The following is a 24,974-nucleotide window of genomic DNA, read 5'->3' on the forward strand; positions in this document are numbered from 1 at the left end:
GGTAGCGCCAGATCGAGCCCGTCCGCCAGTCCAGCCCGTCCGCCGGGACGGCGAGCCGCACCCGGCCCGGTGCGGCTCAGCCCAGCCGGGCGGCGTACGCCTCGATGGCGTCCCGCTGGTACGCGGCCAGACCCGGGGCGACCGCCTCGTACGCCGCGCGCCACTGCTCGTTCTCCACGCAGGAGCGCCCGATCGCGCGGTACTCCTCGGCGGAGACCGGCCGGAGCGCGGCCAGCGCCCGGTACTGCCCGTCGGCCTCGGCCTGGACGGCCTCGGCGTCGGCGGGCACGCCGGCGGCCATCAGCTCGGCCAGCCGGACCATCAGCGCGGTGCGCTCGCGCTGCCCGGCCTCGATCTCGGCCTCGCTCATGGTCGCGGTGACCCGCTCGACGGTCGCGGCCAGCTCCGGCTCCGCAGCGCGGCCGGCCAGGAGTTTCAAACTCAGACATCGTCGGGCTCCGGAATCGGGCAGCCATCGTGTTCGACGCTGGACGTGTAGGCGGTCAGGTCCTCGATGAACCGCCCGTACACCCGGGCGCCACAGTTCGGACAGATACCCAGCTCGACCGGGGCCTCCGCAGGCACGCCGCCGCCAGTGCTCACCTGAGGCCTGGCTGGGCGTACGCACCCGACGTGATTGGTGATCCAGTCAACGATTCCGGTGCATCTCCCGGCGTAGTTCCCGAAGCCGTAGTTGCGGCAGTCCAGGCAGAGGCCGCACACCTGCTCAACTGGATCCGGGTCAACCACGTGCTGCGTGGTCACTGCGCCTCCTCGGGGGGGTAGGACATGTGGGGCATGTGGGGCAGGCGACTACGGCCCAGCCGAGAGGGGCTTTGCCGGTGCCGGTGGGGGTGTAGACGTGACCAGCCGGTATCAGGCTGCCGCCAGTACGCCCGCAGCAGATGCAGGCCAGGCCCTGGAGCTGGGCGCGGGTGGGCAGCGACTGTGCAGGCGCGTCTGTCACAGCTGAATCGTCGACCGATCCGGCGGGACGTCATACCGCGTTCGGCGGACGTTTGGGACGCTTCATTGGTACACCTTGACTCGTCCCTGGAGGTCAGAACGGGTCAGAGAGGCGCACACGTGAACGAGCCCCTGCGCGAGGCGATGGTGCGTGCGAATATCACCGAGTCACAGCTCGCTCGCACGGTCGGCGTCGACCCGAAGACGGTCAGCCGCTGGGTTGCCAGCCCTGCGCGCGTACCCCATGCCCGGCACCGCGCGGCGGTGAGCAGGGCCCTCGACGAGGAGGAGACCGTGCTCTGGCCATCCGTACAGCAGCTGGTGAAGTCGGGCCCGGACCGCGAGCTGGTGCAGATGTACCCGTACCGGTCGGCCGCGCCGACGTCCCTGTGGCGGCAGCTCATCCACCAGGCCGACCACGAGCTGACCCTCGCGGGCTACACCAACTACTTCCTATGGCTGGAGCAGTCGAACTTCGGCGACCTCCTACGGAATAAGACGGCGCGGGGATGCCGCGTGCGATTCGTCCTCGGCGACCCCGCCAGCCCGGTCACCCGGCAGCGCGAGCTGGCGGAGGACGTGCCGCTGACCTTGTCCACCCGAATCGAGGTGACGCTGTCCGAGCTGGCCAAGCTGAAAGACACCACCGTCGAGGCGCGGTACGAGACCGGGCACGTCTCGTTGTCCGTCTTCAGGTTCGACCAGGACATGATCGTCACACCGCTGCTGCCCGGTAGGATCGGCCACGATGCCCCAATGATGCACCTGCGGCGGGCACAGGATGACGGCGTCTTCGACCGCTTCGCCGGCCACGTCGAAGACCTGTGGGCACGCGGCCGTGACGTATGGACAATCCCGACAGCAGAGGTGACGGCCGATGCCCAGGCGTGACTACGAAGACGACCCCAACGCTCCCAAGGCCAACTCGCTGGTGCCGGCCGCGAGCGTCGTAGTCGTTGACGACGACGGCCGCGTCCTCCTCCAGCGCCGCACCGACAACGGCATGTGGGCCTTGCCCGGCGGCAAGATGAACCTGGGCGAATCCCTCGCGGACTGCGGCATCCGGGAAACGCTGGAGGAAACCGGCATCGTCGTCGAGATCACCGGCATCGTCGGCACCTACACCAACCCCGGCCACGTCTTCGCCTACGACGACGGCGAGGTCCGGCAGGAGTTCTCCATCTGCCTTCTCGGGCGCCCGGTCGGTGGCGAGATCCAGGTGTCCGACGAGTCGACCGAGGTCGCCTGGGTCACCCCGGCCGAGACGGACGAGCTGCCGATGGTGGCCAGCATCCGCAAGCGGCTCGCTGACTGGCGCTCGGGTGAGGGCCCTGTCGTTCGCTGACCGTTGCCCGTTTCCTCTTTGCACAGGTCCGTCACGGCGTGCCCACACCACCCGCACCGCCGATACGGTCCCCCTCACCACACTCACCACACGCTCTGGAACATTCATGCGCCGCGCCACCATCGCCCTGCTCACCGCCGGCCTCATCGCCACAGCCACCGCATGCTCCAGCAGCAGCGACAAATCGGAAGGCCCGAGCACGCCCACAGCCACGAATGGCGCCACCCTCGCCAAGGACACGGCAGCCGCCGCACCGGGTACCGCTACTACCACTGCGACCCCAGCAGCAGCCGCCGCCGCATTCACAGCGGTCGCCAAGGCCGTCCCCACCGCGAAACTCGGCAAGACCGTCACCGCCGAGGACGACCCCAACCACCTGCTTGGACGGCCCGGCCAATACACCTCGAAGGTGACATTCACCGACTCACTACGGGTCTCGAAGATCCTGACGCCTGCCCAGGGGAAGGAGTTCCAGGCCGCCATCGGAGGCTGACCCCTGACGTCCCGGTCAGCCTCCTACGGGTGGGGAATCAAGGTGGGCAGGTCCGGCCAATCCCGTAGTACGGAGCGGCCGCGCGTACCTCGGGCCCCGGGACCGCGCGCTACGCCCCGAACCAGTCCAGCCACTGCCCGTGCGGTGCGGCGATCGCGACCGGCTGTTCGTCCAGGGCGAGCGCGAACACCGCCAGGTCGGCCGGTGCCGGCCGGGGCAGCCGACGGAGGACCTCGGGCAGGATGACCGGCGACTCGTTGGAGATCCAGTGCCCGGGCAGCGTGCGCATCGTCGCCGCGAACTCCTCCCGCGCCTCCGGGGGCAGATAGCTGAGCACCGCGCTGTGGAACACCACCGGTGTGGCCCCCTCCGGCGCCCGGGCGACCAGCTCCCGGACCGTCTCGTTGAGGTCGCCGCGCACCAGCTCCGGCGGGTCCGCCCGGGCGATCCGGACGGCGCCGCGCAGCCGCTCCAGCCGGGCGGTCTGCTCCGGCCAGACCAGGGCCTCCAGCCAGCGGACGTCCTCCTCGTCCCGGACGTCCAGCGGGTTGAGGTCGACCCCGGCCCGCCACACCACCTCGGGCGGCCGGGCCGGGAACGGCACCGGGCCGCTGGTGGCGCACTCCAGCGTCGCCGGACCGTCGCCGGGCCCGAACTCCGGCCGTCCGTCGTACCGGTAGCGGTACCGGTCCGGGTAGAGGCAGAGCCCGGCCGAGGCGCCCACCTCGATCAGCGCGAGCGGCTGCGGCAGGGCCGCCAGCAGCGGCAGCAGGCTCGCGCAGCGCCCGGGCTCGTTGGTCTGCGTCCGGCGCCGCAGCATGGCCGCGCGGACGTCCTCCCAGCGGGCCAGCACCCAGGCGCGGAAGGCCGGGTAGCCGTCGCCCACCGGGCCGCCGAGGAACCGGACCGCCCCGAAGAGCAGGTTCGGCTGCCGCTTCGGGGCCGGCAGTGCGCTGACCAGCCCCATCAACTCGACGTCCTCGGCGCACCGTTCGGAGAGTTCCTGATAGCTCGCCGAGTTCCCCCGGGCCTCGCGGGTCGCGAACCTCCGGTACAGCTCGCCCGTCTCCGGTTCCACGTTCTCTCCTCTCACCCCCGGCCGCCGCTGTTCCGTCTCTGCCAAGGGATTCCGGCGGACTCTTGTCCGCCTTCGCCGTCCGCTGTACGGGTGCCGACCCGGTCGCCGGAGATCGAGTCCACCCGAACCGACCGTAGCCCTCCCCGCCAGGAGCCGTCATGAAGCCGCCGAAGTCCAAGGTCGGCGCCCGCGTCGCGCCGACGGCGGCCGCCCGGGCCCGGATCTCCCTGGCCACGGTCGGTGTGCACACGGCATGATCGCCTCTGTTCGCGTACGACCCCGAGCCCGACCCGCTCCACCCGCTCCACCCGCTCCACCCGCACCGCCCGCACCGTTCCCGAGCCGCCCCTCCGACTGAACGAAGCGACCATGCGTCCCGAATCACCCTGGCGGATAGCCGACTTCCGCACCCTGTTCACCGCCACCGCCCTCGCCCAGCTCGGCACCAACATCGGCTACGTCGCCGTCCCCCTCATCGCCGTCTCGGCGCTCGACGCGAGCGCCGGGCAGGTCGGGGCGATCGCCACCCTGAGCACCCTCGCCTTCCTCCTCATCGGCCTGCCCGCCGGCGCGTGGGTGGACCGGATGTGCCACCGGCGCGTGCTGATCGCGGCGGACCTGGTGAAGGCCGCGCTCTACGCCTCCGTCCCGCTCGCCTGGTGGGCGGACGCGCTCACCCTCTGGCAGCTGTACGCGGTCGCGCTGCTGAGCGGGTGCGCGACCGTCTTTTTCGACATCGCCTCGCAGAGCGTGCTGCCGCAACTCGTCGGCCGCGCACACCTGGTGCAGGCGAACTCCGCCGTGGTCGGCCTGATGGCCGTCGGCAACATCGCCGGGCGCGGCGCGGGCGGCGCGCTCGTCCAGCTCCTGACCGCCCCGTTCGCCATCGGCGCGACGGCGCTGAGCCACCTCGGCTCGGCCCTGCGCCTGATCGCCCTGCGCCGAACCCCCGCGCCCCCGGCGGCCGCCCGCGCCGGGACCGGCCTCGGCGCGCAGATCGCCGAGGGGCTGCGGCACGTCCTCGGCAACTCCGAACTACGGGCCCTCGCCGTCTCCGCCGCCATCACCAATCTCGGCTTCCAGATCGTCAACACCCTGCTCCCGGTGCTGTTCGTCCGTGAACTCCATCTCCCGGCAGGCGCCCTGGGTCTGTTCTGGGCGGTGGGCGGGGTCGGCATCCTGCTCGGCTCCCGCTGCGCCCACCCGATCGCCGCCCGCCTCGGCTACGGCCGGGCGCTCGGCCTCGTCGGCCTCTGCGTGGCGCCCGCCGGGCTGCTCGTCCCGCTGATCGGCGGCGGCGCCTGGCTCTGCGTGGCCGGGGCGGGCTGGCTGCTGCTCCTCTTCAAGACCGGAATGGACAACGTGCTCGGCGTCAGCCTGCGTCAGCGGATGACCCCGGACGCCCTGCTCGGCCGGATGAACGCGACCTTCCGCTTCCTGCTCACCGGCGCCATGGCCGTCGGAGCCGCCCTGGCGGGTCTGCTCGGCGAACTGGCCGGCCTCCACCCCGCCCTCTGGGCCGGCGGCGTCCTCCTCGCGGTGGCCTTCCTCCCGGTCTACCTCTCGCCGATCCGCACCCGCCGCCGCCTCCCCGACCCGCCGGCGGCGGTGGTCTCTCCCGCGTCACCCGCACGTGACCTCAAGCGAGCTTGAAGTTCCATCCCGTGGTCTTCGCAGGGAACCCGAGCGGACTTCCGCTCTCCGCTCTACGCGCGCCGCGCGGGTTCAGCCCTCCTGACGGGCGGCGGGTCCCACAGCGCCCGGTCCCACAGCGCCCGGTCCCGCAGCCGGGAACGGGCAGCCGCGCCCGGGGCCCGCGCCGTCCGGGAACGTCCCCAGCTCGCTGATCCGGTAGCCGCCGGGGTAGCCCCTGACCTGCCGGTTGTCCCGGGCCAGGCGGGGCCGGCGGCGCGGTGGCAGCAGGCGGACGAGGCGCCCGCGCAGGCGCATGCCGCCCCGGACGGCCTGCTGGAGGGCCGCCGGCGGCTTCGCGTATCCGAACGCCTCCCGCAGGGGGTCGTCCAGCAGGCAGATCGACGAGGTCCGCATGGGCGGCCGCATCGGCGCCGGGTACCAGGACGCCATCAGCCCGAGCGTCGCGTCGGAGACGTCCCGCCCGCCCTGGTCGTAGCCGAAGTGGGCGCGCTCGTAGCCGTCCAGCAGCCGCTCGAACTCCTCGTACGTGCCCGGGATCCCGCTCAGCCCCATGTGGCGGCCCAGTTCCCGGTAGTAGTTGGTGGTGGCCCGCACCTCGTGCGGCGAGTACGGGCGCCAGCCGTAGTCGTCGAGCCAGCGCTTGGGCACCACGACGAAGGTGGCGAGCACGTACAGGAAGTCGTCGTTGGTGATGTCGTACCGCCTGTGCATCTGGTTCATCCGCCGGATCGCCTCCCGCCCCTGCTCCGAGGCGAAGCCGTGCTCGACGACGGCCTCCAGGATCAGCGTGGTGTCGTCGTACCGCTTCTGCGCGCGCCGGGTGAACTCACCGGTCCCGGCCAGCAGCCGGCCGATGCCGGGCACGGCGTAGGTGCGGTAGAGGGCGAAGCTGAGCGACTGGGTGGTGTCCCAGGGGAACTCGTACCAGCTGCTGATCCGGTAGATCTCGGTGAACTCGGTTTCGGGATCCATCCGCTGAATCCGCTTCAGCCAGTCGTATCGCTGCACAGGCCGACGATAGGGGCCGGTCAGGAACGGGTCAACGCGGACGGGTCGGCTCGGCCGGAACGGGTCAGCGCGAACGGGCCAACGCCGGCGGGACGGGTCCCGTCGGTGCCGTCCGGGCGTCGCTGCCGGGCCGGCGCCCGGGGGCCCGCTAACTTTTCTCCGGAAATCCTCGCCGGGGATGTCGAAATCGCGGGCCGTGCTTCTACCTGCCCGTGAGAGTGCCCCGGCGGGACGGACGAGGGGCGCGGCACCGGAGAGAACGAGGAGCAGGGCCATGAAGTACATGCTGCTGATGCAGTTCAGCGAGAAGACCGTCGACTTCCCCAAGATCGACGAGTGGAAGCCCGAGGACGTCCAGGCGCACATCCGCTTCATGCAGGACACCAACCGGAAGCTCGCCGAGGCCGGGGAACTGGCCGACGCCCAGGGGCTGGCCATGCCGGAGACCGCGCGGATCGTGCGCTCGCACAGCGGCGGCGCGCCGGTGGTCACCGAGGGGCCGTTCCCGGAGACCAAGGAGTTCCTGGCCGGCTGGTGGATCGTGGACTGCGAGAGCGATGCGCGGGCGGTCGAGATCGCCGCGGACGTCTCCGCCGCCCCCGGCCCCGGTGGGCGGCCGCTGAACATGCCGATCGAGGTGCGCCAGGTGATGTCGGCGCCGCCCACCGAGTTGTGAGCACCGGCGACCGTACCGTCGAGGACCTGCTGCGCGAACTCGCGCCGCAGGTCCTCGGCGTGCTCACCCGCCGCTACGGCGACTTCGACACCGCCGAGGACGCCGTCCAGGAGGCCCTGCTGAACGCCGCCGTCCAGTGGCCCGGGGAGGGCCTGCCGGGCAACCCGCGCGGCTGGCTGATCCAGGTCGCCACCCGCCGGATGACCGAGCAGGTCCGCAACGAGCAGGCCCGCCGCCGCCGGGAGGACCTGGTGGCCGGGCAGGTGCCGGCCGACCGGCAGGCGGCGCCGGCGGCGGACGCCGGGGACGGGGCCGCTCACGACGACACCCTCACCCTGCTCTTCCTCTGCTGTCACCCCGCCCTCTCGCCCGCCTCGGCGATCGCGCTCACGCTCCGCTCGGTGGGCGGGCTGACCACGGGGGAGATCGCCCGCGCCTTCATGGTGCCGGAGGCGACCATGGGGCAGCGGATCAGCCGGGCCAAGCAGCGGATCAAGGCGTCCGGCGTGCCGTTCCGGATGCCGGACGCCGACGACTGGCCGGCCCGCCTGGACGCGGTGCTGCACGTGCTCTACCTGATCTTCAACGAGGGCTACACCAGCAGCGCCGGGCCCGACCTGCGACGCGTCGAACTCTCCCGGGAGGCGATCCGGCTGGCCCGGGCCGTCCACACGCTGCTCCCGGACGACGGCGAGGTCACCGGCCTGCTGGCGCTGATGCTGCTCAGCGACGCCCGCGGCCCGGCCCGCACCGGCCCCGGCGGCGAACTCGTCCCGCTCGCCGAGCAGGACCGCGGACGCTGGGACGCCGCCGCGATCGCCGAGGGCGTCGCACTGATCACGGCCGCCCTGCCGCGCGGGCCGGTCGGCCCCTACCAGGTGCAGGCGGCGATCGCGGCCGTCCACGACGAGGCCCCGACGGCCGGGGAGACCGACTGGCCGCAGATCCTCGCCCTGTACGGGGTGCTGGAGCGAATCTCCGACAATCCGCTGATCACCCTCAACCGGGCGGTCGCAACCGCGATGGTGGACGGCCCCGCCGCCGGACTCGCCGTCCTCGCCGCCGCCCCGGCCCTGCTGGAGCACTACCGCCTGTACGCGGTCCGCGCCCACCTGTCCGAGCTGGCCGGCGACCGTGAGGCCGCCGTCGCCGACTACCGCACCGCCGCCCGGCGCACCGCCAGCCTCCCGGAACGCCACTACCTCACCCTCCGGGCGGCCCGGCTCGCGGATTCGGCCGACAGCGATCAGCACCCCGCCGGGGGTGGCGAGGCGGCAGAGTGCGCACCATGACGACGCGCGCACAGGCCCAGGGAAGCAGCACCGGATCCGCCACCGCCGACAGCGACTCCGGTGCCTTCAGCGGTGAAGTGGCCGAGTACTACGCCGAGTTCCGGCGCGGCTACCCGTCGGCGGTCCTCGACGCCCTGCAGACGGCGTTCACCCTGGACGCCGACGCCGCCATCGGCGACCTCGCCCTCGACCTCGGCTGCGGCACCGGGCAGCTCGCCCTCCCGCTCGCCACCCGCGTCCGTACGGTGATCGGCATGGACCCCGAGCCGGACATGCTCCGCCAGGCCCGGGCGGAGGCCGCCCGGCGCGGGGTCGGCAACGCGCTCTGGGTCCTCGGCTCGGACACCGACGTCCCCGCGCTCCACGGTGTACTGCCCGCGCGGCTGGGCCTGACGGTGATCGGCAACGCCGTCCACTGGATGCGGTACGAGGAGCTCTTCCGCACCCTCCGCCCGCTCACCCGCCCCGGCGGCGGCGTCGCGGTGATCGCCAACGGGACCCCGATCTGGGCCCAGGAGACCGACTGGTCCCGCGCGCTGCGCACCGCCCTGGAGGACCACTTCGGCGGTTCCCTCGCGACCTCCTGCGGCACCGCCGCCGACGACCGGGAGCGCTACGCCCGCGCCCTCACCGCCGCCGGGTTCGCCGACGTGCACGAGACCACCCTCGACTACGCGGCGGAGCTGACCTTCGAGCAGCTCCTCGGCTCCCTCTACTCCGCGATCCCGGCCCCCGACCTGCCCGCCCCGCCCGCCCGCCCGGCCTTCGCCGCCCGCCTGCGCGCCGCACTCCCGCCCGGTCCGGCCTACCCCGAGCAGGTCAGGGTCTCCCTCCTCACGGGGCGGGCGTAACGGCGCCGGGCCCGCCCGGGCCGGTGTTCGCCACCGGCCCGGGCGGGGCGTCACGCCAGGTGGCCGGCCGGTGATGAACGGCGCGGGCCACTGGTGTCGAGGCTAGATGACGGAGATCCAGTCGCTGCAGAACCACCAGGCGGGGCCGCCGGGCTGCTCGGAGCACACCTGGTAGGCGGAGACGAGCTCGGGTGTCCACACCTGGCCGGAGCCGCCGCCGTTGCCGTCGGGGTCCTTGACGAAGTCAACGACGCCGTTGATCATCCGGTAGTTCGTCCGGAAGCCGGCGTCGTCAGAACGCTGGTCATAGGCGAACACCCTCCTGTTGCCGTCGCCGACACCACCGTGACCACAGTTCTCGGTGCGGAAGACGCCGCACCGGTTGATGTGGGTGTTGCCGTCCCAGGCGCTGGCCGCCGGAGCCAGGCCCACCCCCGCCCCCACGACCACCGCGAGCCCCCCGATGACAGTGGTGAGCCGTCGGCTCGTCTTGATCTTCATTCTCCCGCCCCTCTTTCGGTGCCAACGAAACCGCGCGACACCCGGCGGCTTCGTTCCTGGAGAGAAGCCTGTGCTCGGTATGGAGACGGCGTCTTGTAGAAGTGCGCATGGCGCAGGTCGGCGGCAGAGCGCGGGCACATGCTGCGGGCGGCCGGCGCGGGACCGTGGACGGCGGCTCGGGAACCTTCCTCGACCAAGCCGCAGGCGGAGGGGAACGCCTTCCTCGATGAGGGACAACGGTGGGTGACCGGGCGGGTGGACGAATCTGACTTGAATCTTTACGAACGAATGTTCGATCCTGAGGTGTGCCCGTTTTCGAATCTGCTTTCGAATCCATCGCCGAGCGGGAGCCGCTCCGGCCGGTGGTGTCGACGGCTGCGCCGCGTGGGGGCGGGGTGGCCGCCGGGGACCGGGGGCTGTTGCCGGTGCCGCCCGCGCTGGGGGCGGTGCTGCCGGAGGGCGGGCTGCGGCGGGGGACGGCGGTGTCGGTCGGGGGCGGGGACGCCGGGTTGCTGCTGGCGCTGGCGGCCGGGGTGGGGGAGGCGGAGGGCGGCTGGGTCGCCGCGGTCGGGCTGCCGGATCTCGGGCTGGCCGCGGCCGCCGGGTACGGGCTGGATCTGCGGCGGCTGCTGGTGGCGGACGACCCCGGGCCGCACTGGGCCGAGGTGGTGTCGGTCCTGGCCGGTGCGGTCGAGCTGGTCATGCTGCGCCCGGACGGGCCGGTGGCGCCCAGCGCGGCCGCCCGGCTGGCGGCCGTGCTGCGGCGCAGCGGGTGCGTCCTGCTGGTGGCCGGGCCGTGGCCGGGCGCGGTGCTGCGGGTGGGGGTGCGGTCCGGGCGGTGGTTCGGGCTGGGGGACGGGCACGGGCAGCTCACCGGGCGGCAGGTGGAGGTGGTGGCCGAGGGGCGTGGCTCGGCGGTGCGCGGCCGTGCCGCCAGGCTCTGGCTGCCGGACGAGCGCGGAGAGGTGCGGGCGGTGACCGGGACGTCTGGGCTGGATGGGCCGGATGGGCCGGACGAGATGCACGAGGTGCACGGGATGGGGGAGGCCGTGACGCCGGGGGCCGGGGTCGGCCTCGAACGCATGGCGGTGGTGTGAGATGGCGGACGGCGCGAAGACCGGGACGGTCGGTACGCCCGGCACGCCGAGGGTGCTGGTGGTCTGGTGTCCGGACTGGCCGGTCGCGGCCGTCGAGGGCGCGGGGACCGACGGGCGCCCGGTGGCGGTGACCGTCGGCGGGCGGATCCTGGCCTGCTCGGAGGTGGCCCGGGCGGCCGGGGTGCGGCAGGGGCAGCGGCTCAAACTGGCCCAGCGGCTCTGCCCGGCGCTGGAACTGCGGGACCGCGACCCGGAGGCGGAGACCCGGCGCTTCGAGCCGGTGGCCGCGGCGGTGGAGGCGTTCACGCCCCGGGTGGAGGTGCTGCGTCCGGGTCTGTGCGCGATCCCGGTGAAGGGGCCGGGCCGGTACTTCGGCGGTGAGGAGGCGCTGGCGTCGAAGGTCCGTACGGCGGTGGCGGCCGCGCTGGCGGGGGAGTGGGCGACGGGCTCCGCGCACCCCGGGCACCCCGCCGACGGCGCGCACCCCGCCGACGCGGATCCGGCCGGGCTGGACCACCCCTCCGGTCCGCGCGCCGAGGCTCCGCACGCCCAGGTCGGCGTCGCCGACGGCCTGTTCGCCGCCGTGCTGGCGGCCCGGGCCGGGGTGCTGGTGCCGGCCGGGCGGACGGCGGAGTTCCTCGCGCCCTACCCGGTGGCCGCGCTCGGTGACGAGGTGTCGGCGGAACTGCTGGACCGGCTGGGCCTGCCCACCGTCGGGGCGTTCGCCGCGCTGCCCGCCGAGGCGGTCGCGGACCGTTTCGGCCCGGCCGGTACGGCCGCCCACCGGCTGGCCCGGGGGCTGCAGCCGCGTCCGCCGGTGCCACGCGAGGAGGGGCCGGACCTCTCCGTCGAGCAGCGCTTCGACCCGCCCGAACCGCTGGCCGAACCGCTGGTGTTCGTCGCCCGCCCCCTCGCCGAGCGGCTGCACGAACGGCTCGCCGGGGCGGGGCTGACCTGCGGGCGGGTCGCCGTCGAGGTGGTGTGCGCCGACGGGCGGACGGCCTCGCGGCTCTGGCGGCACGAGGGCCGGCTGTCGGCGACGGCGCTCGCCGAGCGCGTGCGCTGGCAGCTCCAGGCCTGGCAGAGCACGGGCGCGTTCGACGCCCCCGGCGAAGGGCGAGACGGAGCGCCCGAGGGAGCACACGACGCGGGCTTCACCGCCCTGCGCCTCGTCCCCGACGGGCTGGCCCCCGACCAGGGGTGGCAACTGGCGCTCTGGGGGCAGGCGGTCGTGGACGACCGGGTGGAGCGCGCGGTGGCCCGGGTCCAGGCGGTGCTCGGGCATGCCGGGCTGCGCCGGATCGAACCGGCCGGCGGGCGGGGGCCGGGCGAGCAGGCGGTCCGGGTGCCGTGGGGTGAACCCCACGAGCCGGGGGCACCGGTCGATGCCCCCTGGCCGGGGCGGCTGCGGGACGTGTGGCCGGCCGTGGTGTACCGGGCCCCGGTGCCGGTCGCGGTGGTGGACGCCGACGGCCGGCCGGTGACGGTGGACGGCCGGGCAGGGGTGTCGGCCCGGCCGTCCACCGTCGTGGTGCGGGGGCGGGAGTTGCTGGTGGACGGCTGGACCGGGCCCTGGCCGGCCGTCGAGTACTGGTGGGACCAGTCGCTCGCCCGCCGCCGGGCGCGTTTCCAGGTCGCGTCCGCAGACGGCCGTGCCCTGCTGCTGACGGTGGAGGGTGGCGAGTGGTTCATGGAGGCCGGCTACGACTGACGTCCGGCGGCCGGTCGACAGGAGGCAAACCCAGGGGGGCGAACAGCAGGAACGAAGGCACTCCCGATGGGATTCACCAGCCACCCCACGCTCCCCTGGAGCGAGCTGCACCGACGCCTGGCCGGTGGCCGGCCGGGCCCGGCGGGTGGCGAGGTCGTCCCCCTCCGCCGACCGCCCGCCGACCCGGTCCACCCCGTCGACCCCACCGACCCCGCCGGAGAGCCCCCCGTCCCCTGGGCCGAGCTGCACGTCCACTCCGCCTTCAGCTTCCTCGACGGCGCCAGCGACCCCGAGGCGCTGGTCGCCGAGGCGGCCCGGCTGGGGATCGAGGTGCTGGCCCTGACCGACCACGACGGCCTCTACGGCGCGGTCCGGTTCGCCGAGGCGGCCCACGAGGCCGGCGTCGGCACGGTGTTCGGCGCAGAGTTGACGATCCGTCACAAAGCTGCCCAGGCCGAGCACCTCCTCGTCCTGGCCCGCGATCCGGCCGGCTACCGCCGCCTCTCCGCGGCGATCGGTGCCGCGCAGCTGGCGGGCGGAGCCAAGGGCCGTCCGGCGTACGACTTCGCGGCGCTGGCGGACGCGCACGACGGGCACTGGGCGGTGCTCACCGGCTGCCGCCTCGGCCGGGTCCCCGCCGCCCTGGCGGCCCCCGACCCCTCCGGACGGTCCCCCGTCGCCGCCGCCGAGCTTCAACTGCACACCCTCGTCGAGGCGTTCGGCCGCGACAACGTGTACGTCGAGCTGATCGACCAGTGGCTGCCCGGCGACGACCTGCGCAACGACGCCCTCGCAGCCCTGGCTGCCGGGCTCGGCCTCCCGGTCGTCGCCTCCACCAACGCCCACCACGCGGGCCCGGCCCAGGGGCGGCTGGCGCAGAGCCTCGCCGCGCTGCACGGGCGCCGCACGCTCCAGGACGCGGCGGGCTGGACGCAGGCGGCCGGCACCGCGCATCTGCGCTCGGGGCGGGAGATGGCCGCCCGGCTGGCCCGCTTCCCTGGGGTGCGGCAGGCCACCGTCGAACTGGCCCGGTCCTGCGCCTTCGACTTCACCAGGCTCGACCCCGAGCTGCCCGGCTTCCCCGTCCCGCCCGGCCACACCGAGATCAGCCATCTGCGGACGCTGGTCGCCGAGGGCGGTCCGGCCCGGTTCGGGCCGGGGAACGGGCCGGCCCGGCGGCAGCTCGCCAAGGAGCTGGACGTCATCGAGGACCTGGACCTGGCCGGGTACTTCCTGATCGTCCACGACATCGTGGACTTCTGCCGCCGCGAGTCCATCTGGTGCCAGGGCCGGGGTTCGGCGGCCAACTCGGCGGTCTGCTACGCCCTGGGGATCACCGCCGTCGACCCGGTCCACTACAAGCTGCTCTTCGAGCGCTTTCTGAGCACCGCCCGGGACGGACCGCCCGACATCGACCTGGACATCGAGAACCGCCGCCGTGAGGAGGTCATCCAGTACGTCTACCGCCGCTACGGGCGCGAGCACGCCGCCCAGGTGGCCAATGTGATCACCTACCGGCCCCGGCTGGCGCTGCGCGATGCCGCCCGGGTGCTCGGCTATCCGCAGGGGCAGGTGGACGCGTTCAGCCGGCAGAGCGACTTCCGCTCCCCGCCCGGCGCGGACGCCGTCATCCCGGCCGACGTGCTGGGGCTGGCCGGGCAACTCCACGGGTTGCCGCGCCATTTGGGAATCCACTCGGGCGGCATGGTGCTCACCAGGGAGCCGATCGGCGAGATCTGTCCGACCGAGTGGGCCCGGATGCCGGGGCGGTCGGTGCTGCAGTGGGACAAGGACTCCACGGCCGGTGCCGGGCTGGTGAAGATCGACCTGCTGGGCCTCGGCATGCTCGCCTCGCTGCACGACACCTGCGACCTGGTCGCCGAACACCACGGCCTGCGCTACGACCTGGCGACCATCCCGGACGACGACGCGGGCGTGTACGCGATGCTGCGGCGGGCGGACACCGTCGGCGTCTTCCAGGTGGAGTCGCGCGCCCAGATGGCGACCCTGCCCCGGCTGAAGCCGGACCACTTCTACGACCTGGTGGTCGAGGTCGCGCTGATCCGCCCGGGTCCGATCCAGGGCGGCTCCGTCCACCCGTACCTGCGGCGCCGGGCCGGGACCGAACCGGCCGGCTGCCCGCACCCGCTGATGGAGAACGCGCTGGGCAAGACCCTCGGGGTGCCGCTGTTCCAGGAGCAGATGATGCAACTGGCCATCGACTGCGCCGGGTTCACCCCCGCGGAGGCGGACCGGCTGCGCCAGGCGATGGGGTCCAAGCGCTCGCACGAGCGCGTCGCCCGCCTGCGGGAGCGGCTGCTGGGCGGTATGGCCGAGCGCGGCATCCCGGAGGAGGTCGCCGAGGACGTCTACACCAAGATCGAGGCCTTCTCCAACTACGGCTTCCCGGAGAGTCACGCGATCAGCTTCGCCTACCTGGTGTACGCGAGCGCCTGGCTCAAGTACCACTACCCGGCGGCCTTCACCTGCGCGCTGCTGGCCAACCAGCCGATGGGCTTCTACGCGCCGCTCAGCCTGATCCCGGACGCCCGGCGGCACGGCGTCCGGGTGCGCGGGGTGGACGTCAACGCCAGCGGGCCACGGCCGACCCTGGAGCCGTACCGGGGGCCGACTCCGAAGCCGCCGCTCACCGCGGGCAAGCCGCAGCCGGCCATCCGGCTGGGCCTGGAGACCGTCCGGGGTATCGGCGCTCCGCAGGCCGAGGTGATCGCGGCCGGGCAGCCGTACGCGGACCTGGAGGACTTCGCCCGTCGGACGGGTCTGGCCGCGCCGGTGCTGGAGGCCCTCGCCACGGCGGGGGCGTTCGGCTGCTTCGGGTTGAGCAGGCGCCAGGCGCTCTGGGCGGCGGGGGCGTTCGCCGGGGTCACGGCGGCGCTGATCCCGGGCACCACGCCCGGCACCGAGGCGCCGCCGCTGCCGGAGATGACCCCGGTGGAGGAGACCATCGCCGACCTCTGGGCCACCGGCACCTCCGCCACCAGCCATCCCGTTCAGCATCTCCGCGCCCACCTGGAGCGCGGCGGCGCGCTCTGTGCGGCCGAACTGCCGGACGTGCCGCCAGGCACCGCCGTGGTGGTCGGCGGCCTGGTGACCCACCGGCAGCGGCCGCCGACGGCGGGCGGGGTGCTGTTCCTCAGCCTGGAGGACGAGACCGGGCTGATCAATGTGATCTGCAGCCGGCCGGTCTGGGAGTCTCAGCGCCGTACCGCCCTCGACCGCGCCGGGCTGCTCGTCCACGGCCGCATCGAACGCGATCGCGGTGCCACCAACCTGGTCGCCACCCGGCTCGCCCCTCTCCGCATCGGGCCGTGAGGCGGTGGCAGGGGTGGTACCGAGGGTGGACGGGGATCCGGCAGGGGTGCCGAACGTCCGTGCGATGATCGCCACATGGACGCGACGCCCCGGACCGGAACCCGTCGGATACCGCCCCTCTCCCGCACGGCCCTGCTGCTGGCCGGCGCCGCCCTGCTGGCAGGCTGCGGCAGCACGCAGGTGACGGGCGCGGGCGGGGGAGCGCCCGCGCCGGGGCGTGGCACGGGCGGCCCCACCGGCGCGACGCCGACCGGCACCGCGACCTCCACCTCCGCCGCGACCGCCACACCGACGCCGACCCCCGAACCCACCTGCTCCCCGGAGGGCGTCCTGCTGGCCGCCGAGGAGGCGAACGCCGCGATGGGGCTGCGCGTCATGGCGATCCGGCTGACCAACTGCGGCACCCGCCCCTACAAGCTGAACGGCCGCCCCGACGTCCGCGTCCTCGGCGCCGAACGCGAGCCCCTCGACGTCAACGTCCGCCGCGGCTCGGCGGGCATCGCGACCATCGACGGCTTCGACGCGGCCCCGGCCCCGGTGACGCTCCAGCCCCAGGAGTCCGCCGTATTCCAACTGGTCTGGCGCAACACCGTCACCTCGGGCACCAAGGACAGCGGCCAGTACCTCGATGTCGCGCCCCTCCCGGGCCGCCCCCGTGTCACCGTCCCCGCCTATCTCGACCTCGGCACCACCGGAAAGCTGGGCGTCGGCGTCTGGACCAAGCCGAGCACCAACCGGCCGACCGCCCCCGCCTATCCTCAGCCCCAGCCCCAGCCCCAGACCCAGAGCAGGCCTTAGCCTCGCGCTTTCACCGATAGGTCCGGGTCGTCGTCAAGAAAGTTGCACTCCTCAGGCCGGCGGATACGGATGCGCCTCCAGGATTTCCCTCATCGCCGACCTGCGCGCGCGGAGTGCCAGGCTGTGATGAGGAGAATCAGCGGCCGGGTGATCTCGGGTAGAGAGCTCTCGCATGGCGAACCGGAGGCCCGGGCGAAGGGTGATTCGGGATATCAGGAATTCCATCGAAAGGAGATCGCCGCAGCCGTCGCGGCTTTCCCCTGCTCCCAGGTCGCCGAAAAGGTTCACCAGGATCTGTTCAAGGAGTTCATCGGCCCCGAAGCCATGGCGGAGGCGAGTATTCCGAATGTGGAACCGCTCTCAAAGGGAACTCCCGGATGAGATGATCGCCGTTGATCCGCACTGAGCGTGACAATAGAGAGGGCGCGTGATGAGTCTTCTGGTGGCCGAGGAGCTGAGGCTCGACTTCGGTTCGACCCGAGCCCTGAACGGGGTGTCCTTCGATGTCGCACCACGGGAGATCGTCGCCGTGACGGGCTCCAGCGGCTCCGGCAAGTCGACGCTCCTCCACTGCCTGGCCGGCATCCTGCGGCCGATGAGCGGAACGGTCCACCTGAACGGCGAGCGCATCGACGACCTCCCCGAGGCCGGGCGCAGCCAACTGCGCCGCAAGGACTTCGGGTTCGTCTTCCAGCTCGGCGAACTCATCCCCGAACTCTCGATCCTCGAAAACGTGGCCCTTCCCCTGCGGCTCACCGGCACTACCCGCAAGGCGGCGGCCCAGCGGGCGGCCGAAGGCCTCGCCCGCCTGGAGATACCGGATCTGGCGGACAAGCGCCCCTCCCAGGTCTCCGGCGGCCAGGCCCAACGCGCCGCCGTGGCACGGGCCCTGATCCACCGGCCGAAGGTCGTCTTCGCCGACGAACCCACCGGAGCCCTGGACACCGTCAACGGCGAACGCGTCCTCACCGCCCTCACCACCGCCGCCCGCGACCAGGGCGCCGCAGTCGTCATCGTCACCCACGAAGCCCGCGTCGCCGCCTGCGCCGACCGCGAAGTCCTCATGAGCAACGGCGAGATCGTCGGCGTGAAGGGACGGGTGTGATGCTGCGCGCCCGCCTGTTCCCCCTCCTGCTGGGCCTCAGGCTCGTCCGCGGCTACGGCCGTTCGGGATGGGCACGCGTCTGCCTGATGACCGGAGGCACCGCGCTCGGCGCCGTCGTCCTGCTCACCGCCCTCGCCGTCCCCGGCATGCTGGGGCACCGGGCCGAGCGCACCGACGCCAGGACGGTCCTGTGCGCGGCCACCGACGGCCAACCCGCGGCCGGCTGCGGACTGATCGGGGAGAGCGTGTCCGACACCTGGCAGGGCACGCCCCTGCAACGCCAGCTCGTCCCCGCCGCCCACAGCGCCACCGCGCCGCCGCCCGGCCTCACGGGCCTTCCCCGGCCCGGCGAGCTCATCGTCTCCCCGGCACTCAAGAAGCTCTACGACACCCCCGGGAACCAAGCCCTGCGCGACCGCCTGCCCGGGCGCCTCACCGCCGTGATCACGCCGTCCGGACTCCTGCAGCCCGATGAACTCCTCGCCTACATCGGCGTCGACCAGACCCCGGACGCCTACGTCCAGCACCCCGCCGGGTACGGGCCCCAGGCCCACGGCGCGACTGGACCAGCCATCGTCGCCCAGGCCGGCGCCGTCGCGGACACCCGCAAGAACACCGTGACCCTCATCGTCGGGATCATCGCCGTCCTCACCCCGGTCCTCCTCTTCCTCGCCTCCTGCGCCCGCCTGTCCGCCGCCACCCGCGACCGGCGCCTGGCCGCGCTGCGCCTGCTGGGGCTGACACCGCGCCAGACCCAGGTCGTCAACGCCGGCGAGACGGCCGTCGTCTCGACACTGGGCGTCCTGGTGGGCCTGGCGGTCTTCGAGGCCCTGCTGCCCGCCGCGTCGAGCTGGACCGTCGCCGGCTACGGCTGGTTCTCCGCCGACCTCCAGCCCCCGCTGTGGCAGACCGCTGCCCTGCTCCTGGCCGTCCCCGTGCTGGCCGTCTGCGTGGGCGCGGTCGCGGTGCGCCGCGTCACCGGGGTCACCCGGGCAGCCCGCGCGGACGCGCTTCCCAAGCCCCTGTCCCCGTGGCGCCTGGCCCCCCTCGGGCTCGGCGCCGCACTCAGCGGCTACGCCGCCCTGAGCCCGGCCCCCGAGATGGGTGACCCCAACACCCCCATGCTTCTGGTGATGGGCGCGGGCCTCCTGCTCACCTTCGTCGGTGTCACGGCCGCCACCCCCCTGATCGCCAGGACCATCGGCGTCCTGCTCGGCCGCCTCGCCCGGTCGGTCGCCGTCCTGCTGGGCGCCCGCCGTCTGGAGGTCGAGGCCGCCACCGCGACCCGGGTGGTGACGGGCCTGGTCCTGCTCGTCTTCGCCAGCACGCTCGGCCAGTCGGTCTTCGCCGCCGTCGAGTCACGTGCCTCCGCCGAGTCCTGGACCCAGCTCATGGCTCCCGGAGTCCTCCAGGGCCCGGCGGCGACGGCCGAAGGCCTGCCCGTGCCGGAATCCGCGCTCAGGGACGTGCCCGGCGTGCGCGAGGTCGTCCCGGTACGGCGGCTGCAGACACCGCTGCCCGCCGCGCTGCAGAACGCACCGGGCACACCGGCCGGTGCCGCCGGCTTCCCGGCGGCACCTCTGAGCATGCACAGCGCGGTCGTTCTCTCCTGCTCCGACCTGGCCACCCTGATCAAGCAGCCGCCCACGGACTGCCAGGAAGGCACCGCCTACTGGCTTCCCCAACCCCACCAGGGAACCGACCCCGCCGCCACGGGCCCCCTGACGCTCATGGCCCAGACCCGGCCCGGCGCCGCCGTGACCGTCACCCCTCCCACCCGCACCCTCGCGGTGCCCGACCTCTACGCCGTCTCCGACAACTCGCCGCTGGCCGCCGACATCCTGCTCCCGCCCGACACCCCTGGCCTGTCCGAGCTGAGCGCCCCGGCGGAGAGGTACCTGATCGCCACCGACGGGAAGTCCGCGACGTACGAGGCACTGAACGCGGCCGTGGCCCGCCTGGACCCGAGCCTGACGGTGTCCGTCCCGGACATCGCGCTGGAAGCGCAGTACCAGTTCCCGCTCTTCCGGGCCCTGCTGATCCTGGGGACGCTGCTCACCCTCGTCATCTCCTTCGCCACCATCGCGGTGGGGTCGATCGACCGGGCGATCGAGCGCCGTCGGGAGGTCGCGCTGCAGGCGGTGGTGGGTGTGCCGCTGCCGACCATGCGGCGCGCCCAGCTCGTCCAGATCCTGGTCCCCTACGGAGCGGGCATCGCGCTCGCCCTGGGCCTGGCCCTCCTGGCGGGTCGCGCCTACGGCCGCACCGGGGGGACCCCGGGCGGCGTCCCGCTGGACGCCTTCGCGAGCATTGCCGGCATCGCGGTGCTCGGCGCGGTGGCAGCCGGCCTCAGCGCGCTCCCGGCCCTGGGGTGCAGGGTCAAAGCGGAGTTCCTGCACCGCGAATGACCCTTCCCCCGGGTTCTCGGGCCGGCCCGAGAACCCGGAGACAGGCCGGTCGTGGGGGGCCTGGGCCTCAGGTCGTAGACGCCGATGGGGGAGAAGACCACGAACCAGTCGCTGCCCGAGCCGTTCCGCATCGACGCCATCTCCTCGCCCTCCGCCCATCGGGAGTCGAAGGAGTGGTACCGGCTCTCCCAGTCGTCCGGGTTGAGGGTGGCGTCGAGCATCGCGAGTCCGCGGCAGCGGTCGCGAAGGTCGGATACGGCGGGCAGGCGGCTGAGCAGTGTGTTCATGCAGCTATCCAATCCGGCGGGGCCGACAGGTCGGCATTCGGTGGACCGACGCGGCGCAGTCGTGGGGGGATGCCTGCGCCGCGTCGGGTCTGTGGGGGTGTGGGTGGGCGGGTGAGGGCTCAGAAGGCGGGCTGGTCGTTGAGTTCGACGATCAGCAGATCGGTGAGCCGGACGGTGTACCAGACGTCCTGGCTGCCGCCGCCGCCCCAGAGCTCGGTGAGGCGGACCGACGCGAAGCCGTACTCTTCGTTGACCTGCTGGACGGACCAGTTCTCCGGGACGTTCTGGGCGCGGAACACCGGGTCGGCGTCGTGTTCATTGGCCCAGGCGTCGAGGCGGAAGTTCAGGTGTGGGCTGAGGAAGCGCTCGCGGACGGCCTGTGGGGTCTCGCCGCTCTCGCCGAGCACCGCCCGCCGGTACTCCTCGAAGAAGGTGACCACCTGGTGGGCGGCGGGGGTGCCGGCCCGGACCTCCACCCGGGACACACCGGGTGTGCCGGCGGGCAGGGCGAGAGCCTGGGCAGGGGCGGCGATCAGGCCGCCGATCGCGAGCAGTGCGGCGGCGCCGGCCAGGGCGGCGCGCATGGTGTTCGTGCGATTCATGAGGGAATTCCATCATTCGCCAACGAACTCTGTATATCGCCGGAAGGGGTGGTTTAGCCTGCTGGCGATATTCTTTGACGATTGGTCAGATGTAATTTTCGCCCGCGTCCCGGCCCTTTCCCGGCGCGCCCGCGAAGGCCTGCGCGATCGCCAGCCAGGCCGTCGCCGTCTCCCCGGAGGCGGTCAGGGCCAGATCGTCCCGGTGCCGGCGCTGGGTCACCAGCAGACAGAAGTCCAGCGCCGGCCCGCTCACCCGGTCCGCCGCGTCCTCCGGCCCCCACACCCACAGCCCGCCGTCCGGCGCGGTCAGTTCCAGCCGCACCGGGACCTCCGGCACCGGCAGCCCGTGCAGGGTGAACGCGAACCCCATGGTCCGCAGCCCCAGATGCGCGATGTGCCGCAGCCGCGCCGACGGCTCCCGCACCGCGCCGAGCGCGTCCGCGACGTCCTGCCCGTGCGCCCAGGTCTCCATCAGCCGTGCGGTCGCCATCGAGGCGGGCTTCATCGGCGGTCCGAACCACGGCAGCCGGATGTCGGTCGGCACCGCACCCAGCGCCGCCAGCACCCGCTCCCGCCCGGACCGCCAGCGCGCCAGCAGCAGCCGGGGCTCCTCGGCCGCGCCGCGCGCCGCACCCTCCTCCACCGGGCCCGCCCCCGCCGCCGACGGCTTCCCGAAGAGCCCGCCGACCGCCTCCGCGAAGGCCGCCGCGTCGCGCGCGGAGAGCTCTGCCCAGTCGTCCGTCCACGCCAGATGGGCGATCTGGTGCGCGATCGTCCACCCCTCGGCGGGCGTCGCACGGGCCCACTCCGCCGGCGCCAGAGCGGCCACCAGGCCGTCCAGCACCTCGCTCTCGGCCCGCAGATCGCCCAGCAGGCCGGCCAGCACGTCCGGAGCACCCGGCTCACTCGGGCTGTTCGGGCTCGTCATGGACATCCCCTTCGCATCGGTCGTCGTCCCGGGCACCGGTGACCCGCCGGTGACCCGCCGGTAACCCAGGGCCGCACCCTACGACGCGCCGCGCGGATCCGCCGGACACTCCACGGAACACGCACGTCACGACTCTCGCCACCGGCCGTACCGCGTGTGACAATCGCGCGATGACAAGGGCTGCGGACACCCCCATCCAGGCGGCCGGCGGCGCTGTCACCCGGGCCGTCACACCCGTCGCACCCGTTGCACCCGTCCCCGGAGGCCTCGCCCCGGACCGACCCGACGACCTCGCCGCCCGGGCCGCCGAGTTGGTCAGGGACGCCCTGCTCGGCGACCTCGCCCGCCGGGTGGTCGCCGACTGCGGCGCGGACGTCGGCCTGGTCGGGGTGCCGGACGAGGACCCCGCGCGGCGCGCCCGGGCGGGCGCGGGCCCGGACGGCATGGTGCTGCGCCGCTGGGCCGGTACCCGGGCCGATCTGCTGCACGACCTCGCCGTCCCCGCCGGGACCGGCCTCGGTGGCCGCGCGCTGGCCGAACGCGCCCCCAACTGGGTGCCCGACTACCGCGCCGCCACCACCATTTCGCACCACTACGACGCCGCTGTCGTCGCCGAGGACCTGTACGCGATGCTCACCGTCCCGCTGCTGCACGGCGGTACCGTCTACGGGGTGGTGTACGCCTCGCTGCGCGCCGTCGTCCCGTTCGGGGACGTCCGGATCGCCGCCGTCACCAAGCTCGCCGCGGCCGCCACCCGGGCGCTGGCCGGGGCCACCGCCTGGAGCGGGCCGGGCCCCTGGAACGGGTCCGGCCCCCGAAGAGCCGCCGCGGCACCGCTGCCGACCCCGCTCACCCGCCGGGAGCACGAGGTGCTGCGCTGGGCGGCGACCGGCCGGACCAACCCGGAGATCGCCGCCCAACTGGGCCTCACCCGCAACACCGTGACCGGCTACCTGAAGAGCGCCATGCACAAGCTCGGCGTCCGCAACCGGACCGAACTCGCGCTGGCCGCGCGCGAGTCCGGCCTGGTCGACGAGGCGGGTTGAGTCGAAGGTCGAAGAGCGTTGCGGCGATGGTCAGTTGACCTTCCGGTCCCGCCCCGACCAGTACGGCTCGCGCAGCCGGAACTTCTGCAGCTTCCCGGTGGTGGTCCGCGGCAGCGTGTCCCGGAACTCCACCGACGTGGGCGACTTGTAGCCCGCGAGCCGCTGCTTGCAGTGCGCGATCAGCTCCGCCTCGGTCGTCGCCCCCTGCCCCGGCTTGAGCACCACCAGCGCCTTGACCGTCTCGCCCCACTTCTCGTCCGGCACACCGATCACCGCGACCTCGCCCACCGCCGGGTGGTCGTACAGACAGTCCTCCACCTCGATCGAGGAGACGTTCTCCCCGCCGCTGATGATGATGTCCTTCTTCCGGTCCGAGATGGTCAGATAGCCGTCGGTGAGGGTGCCGCCGTCCCCGGTGTGGAACCAGCCGTCCCGGATCGCCTCGGCGGTCTCCCGCGGCTGCTGCCAGTAGCCGTTCAGCACGACGTTGGAGCGCACCAGCACCTCGCCCTGGTCGTCCACCCGGACCTGGTTGCCGATCGCCGGCGCGCCCGCCTGCACCAGCCGCTCGGCCCGTTCGGCCGAGGGGAGTTCGTCCCACTCGGCGCGGGTGCGGTTGACCGTCACCACCGGCGAGGTCTCGGTCAGGCCGTAGATCTGCATGAACTCCCAGCCGAGTTCGGACTCGATGCGCTGCACCACCGAGGTCGGCGGCGGGGCGCCGGCCACGATGATCCGCACCCGGTCCCGGCCGGGGACGGGCCCGTCCCAGTCGGCCGCCGCCTCCAGCACCATCGAGATCACCGCCGGTGCGCCGCACAGGAAGGTCACCCCGTGCCGGTCGATCCGGCGCAGGATCTCGGCGCCGTCCACCTTGCGCAGCACGATGTGCCGTGCGCCCAGCCCGGTCAGCGCGAACGGCAGGCCCCAGCCGTTGGCGTGGAACATCGGCAGCGTGTGGAGGTAGACGTCCCGGTCACCGGCCCCGAAGTGCAGGCCCATCAGCACGGCGTTCAGCCAGATGTTGCGGTGGGTGAGCTGAACGCCCTTGGGGCGTGCGGTCGTTCCGCTGGTGTAGTTGATCGTCGCGGTGTCGTTCTCGGCGATCTCGTACCGGCGCGGCGCGTGCGCGAAGTCGTACAGCAGCGCGTCGCTGTCCGGGCCGATCACGAACTTGTGCTCGGCGACGACCCCGGCCAGCGGTTCGGCGACCTCGGGATCGACCAGCAGCACGGACGCGCCGCTCTGCTCGACGATGTACGAGACCTCCTCCGCCTTCAGCCGGAAGTTCACCGGCACCAGCACCCGGCCGTGCCCGCTCACGCCGTACAGCGAGGTCATCAGCCGGGCCGAGTTCTGCGAGACGATCGCGACCCGTTCACCCGGCCCGACGCCCAGCCGGTCCAGCCCGGCCGCCTGCGCCCGTGCCAGTTCGGCGACCCGGCGGTAGCTCAGCTCGCCCCAGGATCCGGCCGGCTGCACCGGCTCGTCGACGATGCCGACCCGGTCGCCGTAGACCAGCTCGGCCCGGTCGAGGAAGTCCATCACGGAGAGTGGAATCTGCATGCGCCCACTGTCCTCCGCCCTCCACATCCTGCACACCCCCGATCGGGGGTGTCACCCGTTCGGGGAAGGCCGGCCTTCGCTTGCCGATCCGGGGGCGACCAGCGGCCGGGAACGGGCGGCTGCTAGGAAGGTCGCAACGCACCGATCCGCGGTGGGAACGACGGGGGAGACCGGGACATGACCGACCGGCCAACGGCCCCAGAACCTGTCCGACGGTCTCAGGTGAG

Annotated in this window: 22 protein-coding genes and 1 pseudogene; 15 read left to right on the top strand and 8 right to left on the bottom strand. The window is 73.4% G+C overall.

Annotation, left to right across the window (positions count from 1 at the left end):
• Positions 1–76 precede the first annotated feature (76 nt).
• A pseudogene (locus tag AB0P06_RS32770) lies at positions 77–409 on the bottom strand (TipAS antibiotic-recognition domain-containing protein); the annotation flags it as partial.
• Positions 410–441: 32 nt separating this feature from the next.
• Entirely contained in the window at positions 442–765 is a 324-nt protein-coding gene (locus tag AB0P06_RS32775) for a hypothetical protein (RefSeq protein ID WP_363613867.1), read from the bottom strand.
• A gap of 321 nt (positions 766–1,086) precedes the next feature.
• On the opposite strand from AB0P06_RS32775, the gene AB0P06_RS32780 reads away from it, so the two are divergent.
• The 3 genes from AB0P06_RS32780 (at position 1,087) to AB0P06_RS32790 (ending at position 2,804) form a co-directional block, all read left to right on the top strand.
• Positions 1,087–1,857, top strand: a complete 771-nt coding sequence (locus AB0P06_RS32780) for a helix-turn-helix transcriptional regulator (RefSeq protein WP_363613869.1) — start codon at positions 1,087–1,089, stop codon at positions 1,855–1,857.
• On the top strand, positions 1,844–2,311 hold the full coding sequence (locus AB0P06_RS32785) for an NUDIX domain-containing protein (RefSeq protein WP_363613871.1): 468 nt from the start codon (positions 1,844–1,846) through the stop codon (positions 2,309–2,311). Before AB0P06_RS32780 ends, AB0P06_RS32785 begins: the two co-directional genes overlap by 14 nt.
• A 106-nt stretch (positions 2,312–2,417) precedes the next feature.
• Positions 2,418–2,804 carry a hypothetical protein gene (locus tag AB0P06_RS32790; protein ID WP_363613873.1) on the top strand — a complete coding sequence of 129 codons (387 nt, stop codon included), beginning with the start codon at positions 2,418–2,420 and terminating at the stop codon, positions 2,802–2,804.
• Between the two features lie 109 nt (positions 2,805–2,913).
• On the opposite strand, the gene AB0P06_RS32795 is transcribed toward AB0P06_RS32790, so the two are convergent.
• Positions 2,914–3,882 carry a DUF2332 domain-containing protein gene (locus AB0P06_RS32795; RefSeq protein WP_363613875.1) on the bottom strand — a complete coding sequence of 323 codons (969 nt, stop codon included), beginning with the start codon at positions 3,880–3,882 and terminating at the stop codon, positions 2,914–2,916.
• 369 nt (positions 3,883–4,251) lie between these two features.
• On the opposite strand from AB0P06_RS32795, the gene AB0P06_RS32800 reads away from it, so the two are divergent.
• The gene (locus AB0P06_RS32800; protein WP_363613877.1) at positions 4,252–5,535 is read left to right on the top strand and encodes an MFS transporter; all 1,284 of its coding nucleotides are present in this window, start codon (positions 4,252–4,254) and stop codon (positions 5,533–5,535) included.
• Between the two features lie 72 nt (positions 5,536–5,607).
• Here the strand turns inward: AB0P06_RS32800 and AB0P06_RS32805 are convergent, their stop codons facing one another.
• A complete protein-coding gene (locus AB0P06_RS32805; RefSeq protein ID WP_363613879.1) occupies positions 5,608–6,546 on the bottom strand; it encodes an oxygenase MpaB family protein in 939 nt (312 codons plus the stop codon).
• 274 nt (positions 6,547–6,820) lie between these two features.
• On the opposite strand from AB0P06_RS32805, the gene AB0P06_RS32810 reads away from it, so the two are divergent.
• The 3 genes from AB0P06_RS32810 to AB0P06_RS32820 are packed head-to-tail and all read left to right on the top strand — an operon-like array spanning position 6,821 to position 9,365.
• Positions 6,821–7,222 (top strand): YciI family protein, encoded by a 402-nt coding sequence (locus AB0P06_RS32810; protein WP_363613881.1) that lies wholly within the window; start codon positions 6,821–6,823, stop codon positions 7,220–7,222.
• Positions 7,219–8,514: a DUF6596 domain-containing protein gene (locus AB0P06_RS32815; protein WP_363613882.1), complete on the top strand. Its 1,296-nt coding sequence runs from the start codon at positions 7,219–7,221 to the stop codon at positions 8,512–8,514. Before AB0P06_RS32810 ends, AB0P06_RS32815 begins: the two co-directional genes overlap by 4 nt.
• A complete protein-coding gene (locus tag AB0P06_RS32820) occupies positions 8,511–9,365 on the top strand; it encodes a methyltransferase domain-containing protein (RefSeq protein WP_363613884.1) in 855 nt (284 codons plus the stop codon). Before AB0P06_RS32815 ends, AB0P06_RS32820 begins: the two co-directional genes overlap by 4 nt.
• 102 nt (positions 9,366–9,467) lie before the next feature.
• On the opposite strand, the gene AB0P06_RS32825 is transcribed toward AB0P06_RS32820, so the two are convergent.
• Positions 9,468–9,866, bottom strand: coding sequence for a hypothetical protein (locus tag AB0P06_RS32825; RefSeq protein ID WP_363613886.1), 399 nt, complete (start codon positions 9,864–9,866; stop codon positions 9,468–9,470).
• Positions 9,867–10,171: 305 nt separating this feature from the next.
• Between AB0P06_RS32825 and AB0P06_RS32830 the strand changes: the two genes are divergently transcribed.
• From AB0P06_RS32830 to AB0P06_RS32860, 7 genes are all read left to right on the top strand, one after another.
• Complete coding sequence (locus AB0P06_RS32830) at positions 10,172–10,963, top strand: hypothetical protein (protein WP_363613888.1); 792 nt, start codon at positions 10,172–10,174, stop codon at positions 10,961–10,963.
• A gap of 1 nt (position 10,964) precedes the next feature.
• Entirely contained in the window at positions 10,965–12,674 is a 1,710-nt protein-coding gene (locus tag AB0P06_RS32835) for a DNA polymerase Y family protein (RefSeq protein ID WP_363613890.1), read from the top strand.
• A 66-nt stretch (positions 12,675–12,740) separates the two neighbouring features.
• The gene (locus AB0P06_RS32840; protein ID WP_363613892.1) at positions 12,741–16,007 is read left to right on the top strand and encodes an error-prone DNA polymerase; all 3,267 of its coding nucleotides are present in this window, start codon (positions 12,741–12,743) and stop codon (positions 16,005–16,007) included.
• A 75-nt stretch (positions 16,008–16,082) separates the two neighbouring features.
• On the top strand, positions 16,083–16,805 hold the full coding sequence (locus AB0P06_RS32845; protein WP_363613894.1) for a DUF4232 domain-containing protein: 723 nt from the start codon (positions 16,083–16,085) through the stop codon (positions 16,803–16,805).
• Between the two features lie 126 nt (positions 16,806–16,931).
• Positions 16,932–17,186: a hypothetical protein gene (locus AB0P06_RS32850; RefSeq protein WP_363613896.1), complete on the top strand. Its 255-nt coding sequence runs from the start codon at positions 16,932–16,934 to the stop codon at positions 17,184–17,186.
• A gap of 49 nt (positions 17,187–17,235) precedes the next feature.
• Entirely contained in the window at positions 17,236–17,910 is a 675-nt protein-coding gene (locus AB0P06_RS32855; protein WP_363613898.1) for an ABC transporter ATP-binding protein, read from the top strand.
• Positions 17,910–20,318, top strand: a complete 2,409-nt coding sequence (locus AB0P06_RS32860) for an FtsX-like permease family protein (RefSeq protein ID WP_363613900.1) — start codon at positions 17,910–17,912, stop codon at positions 20,316–20,318. Before AB0P06_RS32855 ends, AB0P06_RS32860 begins: the two co-directional genes overlap by 1 nt.
• A gap of 406 nt (positions 20,319–20,724) precedes the next feature.
• Here AB0P06_RS32860 and AB0P06_RS32865 read toward each other — a convergent pair whose 3' ends face one another.
• Positions 20,725–21,207 (bottom strand): hypothetical protein, encoded by a 483-nt coding sequence (locus AB0P06_RS32865; protein ID WP_363613902.1) that lies wholly within the window; start codon positions 21,205–21,207, stop codon positions 20,725–20,727.
• Positions 21,208–21,292: 85 nt separating this feature from the next.
• A complete protein-coding gene (locus tag AB0P06_RS32870) occupies positions 21,293–22,135 on the bottom strand; it encodes a TIGR03084 family metal-binding protein (protein ID WP_363613904.1) in 843 nt (280 codons plus the stop codon).
• Positions 22,136–22,305: 170 nt separating this feature from the next.
• Here AB0P06_RS32870 and AB0P06_RS32875 point away from each other — a divergent pair, with 170 nt between their 5' ends.
• Positions 22,306–23,181 carry a LuxR C-terminal-related transcriptional regulator gene (locus AB0P06_RS32875; protein ID WP_363613906.1) on the top strand — a complete coding sequence of 292 codons (876 nt, stop codon included), beginning with the start codon at positions 22,306–22,308 and terminating at the stop codon, positions 23,179–23,181.
• A gap of 30 nt (positions 23,182–23,211) precedes the next feature.
• Here AB0P06_RS32875 and AB0P06_RS32880 read toward each other — a convergent pair whose 3' ends face one another.
• Entirely contained in the window at positions 23,212–24,747 is a 1,536-nt protein-coding gene (locus AB0P06_RS32880; RefSeq protein WP_363613908.1) for an AMP-binding protein, read from the bottom strand.
• Positions 24,748–24,974: the final 227 nt, after the last annotated feature.

Source organism: Kitasatospora sp. NPDC088351 (genome assembly GCF_040685575.1).
In the GTDB taxonomy this organism is placed as follows: domain Bacteria; phylum Actinomycetota; class Actinomycetes; order Streptomycetales; family Streptomycetaceae; genus Kitasatospora.